The organism is Mediterraneibacter agrestimuris (assembly GCF_943193195.1).
Classification (GTDB): domain Bacteria; phylum Bacillota; class Clostridia; order Lachnospirales; family Lachnospiraceae; genus Schaedlerella; species Schaedlerella agrestimuris.
Window position 1 is genome coordinate 1 of sequence record NZ_CALPDG010000098.1, and the last position, 2823, is coordinate 2823.

The following is a 2823-nucleotide window of genomic DNA, read 5'->3' on the forward strand; positions in this document are numbered from 1 at the left end:
AAGTTATGTTGAACCGCCGTATGCCGAACGGCACGTACTGGTGGTGTGAGAGGGGGATTAAATTCCCCCTACTCGATTGCGGTGTGTCCAGCAAAGCTGGACCACACTTGCCGATGTAAGTTCGTAAACGCAAAATAACGAGTACCTTGACATTTTTAGGCGGCTGCTTTGCAGCCACCGATATTTAAGCTTTGCGGATCTCTGCCGGGAGTTTTTCTGACCATGGCAGTAGATTTTCCAAAAAGGAACCATCCTTGTCATCCATGTGTTTCGGAATCTCTTCCAAGAGATGCTGCACATAATCAAAAGGTTTCAGATTATTGGCTTTTGCAGTTTCTACAATACTGTAAATGATTGCGGAAGACTTGGCACCATGGATCGTATCGATCATCTGCCAGTTCTTCTTTCCGATACAAAAACCACGGATTGCCCTTTCGGATGCATTATTATCGATCGGAACATCTCCATCTGTGAGAAATACCCGGAGATATTTTTCCTGATTCAGCGCATAACCGACAGCATCACCAAATTTATCCTTCTTGGACACATTTATAGTTTTTAGGTACGCAAAAAACGCATCCACAAGTGGTTTGATAACCGCCTGCCGTTGCTTAAGCCGTTCATCAGAAGAAAGGTCATTCAGTTTCCCTTCTTCCCGATAGATTGCCTGGATCTGTTTCATCAGAAGAAATGCATTGGATTCCTTTTGATATGATTTGGGGATCAGCTTTAAGGCTTCATCAAATCTGCGGCGACAGTGCGCCCAGCATCCGGCAATGGTCAGTTCTTTCAACTCTTTTTCTAAAGTATGGTAGACCTGGTAACCGTCTGTTACGCAGATGCCGTCGTACCCTTTTAGGAATTCCCGTGGATGGGATGCGTTTCTCGTCTGCTGGTATTCATACAGGACAATCTGCCGTTTTTGATACAAATGTCCGGAACGGTATACCCACATCCAGCTTTTGCTCCCGGCTTTGCGTCCGTCATGGTTTACAAGCACCGGCGTCTCGTCTGCCTGGATGACATGGTAGAAATACAATTCTTTATGAAGATAATCATAAAGGATTGATAGATATTCCTCTGCCAAACGTATACACCAGTTTGCCATGTTCTGCCTTGTGATCTGCAGGCCATAACGCTGGAATTCCTGCTCTAACCGATAGAGAGGGACTGCATTCACATACTTTCCATTGATGATCGCAGCACCCAGAGATGGTGATACCAGACTCCCATGCAGTAACGCCTTTGGATGATCCGCCTTTACCATGTGTTCATCTGTTTTGCTGGCATACACACCGATGTGATGTTCTTCCACTTCTACCTTAGCAGGCACGAAATGATATTTTCTGGAAATGGCATCCGGTAACTGTTTCCAACCCTTGACACCGAATTCTGCTTCCAATTCCTCCTCAGACAGATAATGGTCGATCCGTCTGACCGGAAGCCCGGAAAGATCTGCTTCTTTCTTTCCCTTACGCTTCGGCTGCTTTGGGGACTTCAGTTCCAGATCATCAGGCTCTGCCGCATTAAGATCACAGACAGCTTCCGCTTCATTGAAAAAGATAATCGTTCCGTCTACTTCACGAAAACAGATCTGGCTGGTATCTTCCATTTTTTCAGAAGACCTGCCAAAACGGTTCTGCTTACCAGGGATCACCTGTTCCATCAGAAGCCGCATTTTTTCATTCGATGCGTGAAGCTCCTTTGTTATGGCTTCCAATTGTTCCTGCTGTTGTAAAAGAAGCTGGATAAGAAACGACTTATCAACACTATTTAATTGTTCCTCCGTATACTTAACTGCCATAACCAAACCTCACTTTCCTGAGTGCTATTATAGCAGAACCAACGGTTTTTGGCTATTTTTGAATTCTGTCACCTTCGTCATTTTGACGGTGGATAACAGTCATGAATACCTGAAAATAAAAGCCTGAATTTCAGATATTTATGACTGTTATCCACAATCTGAAAAGTTTTGGAGCCAGGAATATATAGAAACTCACAGAAAACTTTCAGGATGTGAATAACTTTAAATTTTATATTGCACAGGATAACCTGACATGGATGAAAATGATTTTATTTTCTGCGTTTTGCACAAATCACAAGGAGAATCCAGGATCAGGAGCTTCTTCTATTGGATGTCTGGCAACGATTTCCAGACCCTGCATCAACATTCGATACTGGTCTGTGCTAATCTCCAGCGCTTCCTCCTGTGTGCGAGGCCATCGGAAGTTCCCGTTTTCAATCCGCTTGTATAAAAGGAGAAATCCGTCCCCTTCCCAGATAAGTCCTTTTATGCGATCTGTTCGTTTGCCACAAAATAAGAATAATGTATTCTTATCGTAAGGATCCAACTGGAACTGAAAACGTATAATCCTGGCTAAGCCATCAATCCCTCTGCGCAGATCTGTAAAGCCGGTCGCCAGATACACTTTTTTGAATCCAGAGCCATCATTGAGCATTGCTGATCACTCCCAAAAGTGTTTTTAGAAATGAGGCAGATGCCTGTTCAGTGATTTCCAAAGTAAGGTGGTTCCTACCTCTGATCACGGCAGTGATTTTATGCTCCGATGTCATATTTACCGGATGGATTGCAGGAGAAGGAACTTCTACAAATGTTTGTGTCTGCTCCGCAGTTTCCAGGTAAGCCTCACGGACTTTTCGGAGCCTCCAGTAATAACTTGCTTTTGTAATGTCGTGCAGCTGACACCATTCATCGATCTTCATTCCTTGCGGACGGTTTTGACAATCTCTGATCAGATCAGCCCATTCACTCAGACGGGTTTGCTGTGCAACTAAACTTGTGTGAGATTTCATGACTCACCT

The 2823-nt window shown here is 44.1% G+C and carries 3 protein-coding genes; all 3 read right to left on the bottom strand.

All coding sequences use genetic code 11. From position 1 onward, the window contains the following. Nucleotides 1-184: 184 nt before the first annotated feature. Nucleotides 185-1804 (bottom strand): IS66 family transposase, encoded by a 1620-nt coding sequence (tnpC, locus tag NFS18_RS19120; RefSeq protein ID WP_251393136.1) that lies wholly within the window; start codon nt 1802-1804, stop codon nt 185-187. 292 nt (nt 1805-2096) lie between these two features. After that, nucleotides 2097-2459 (bottom strand): IS66 family insertion sequence element accessory protein TnpB, encoded by a 363-nt coding sequence (tnpB, locus tag NFS18_RS19125; protein WP_251393148.1) that lies wholly within the window; start codon nt 2457-2459, stop codon nt 2097-2099. Beyond that, nucleotides 2449-2814 (bottom strand): IS66 family insertion sequence element accessory protein TnpB, encoded by a 366-nt coding sequence (locus tag NFS18_RS19130; RefSeq protein ID WP_251393150.1) that lies wholly within the window; start codon nt 2812-2814, stop codon nt 2449-2451. The genes tnpB and NFS18_RS19130 overlap by 11 nt, the downstream gene beginning before the upstream one ends. Nucleotides 2815-2823 lie beyond the last annotated feature (9 nt).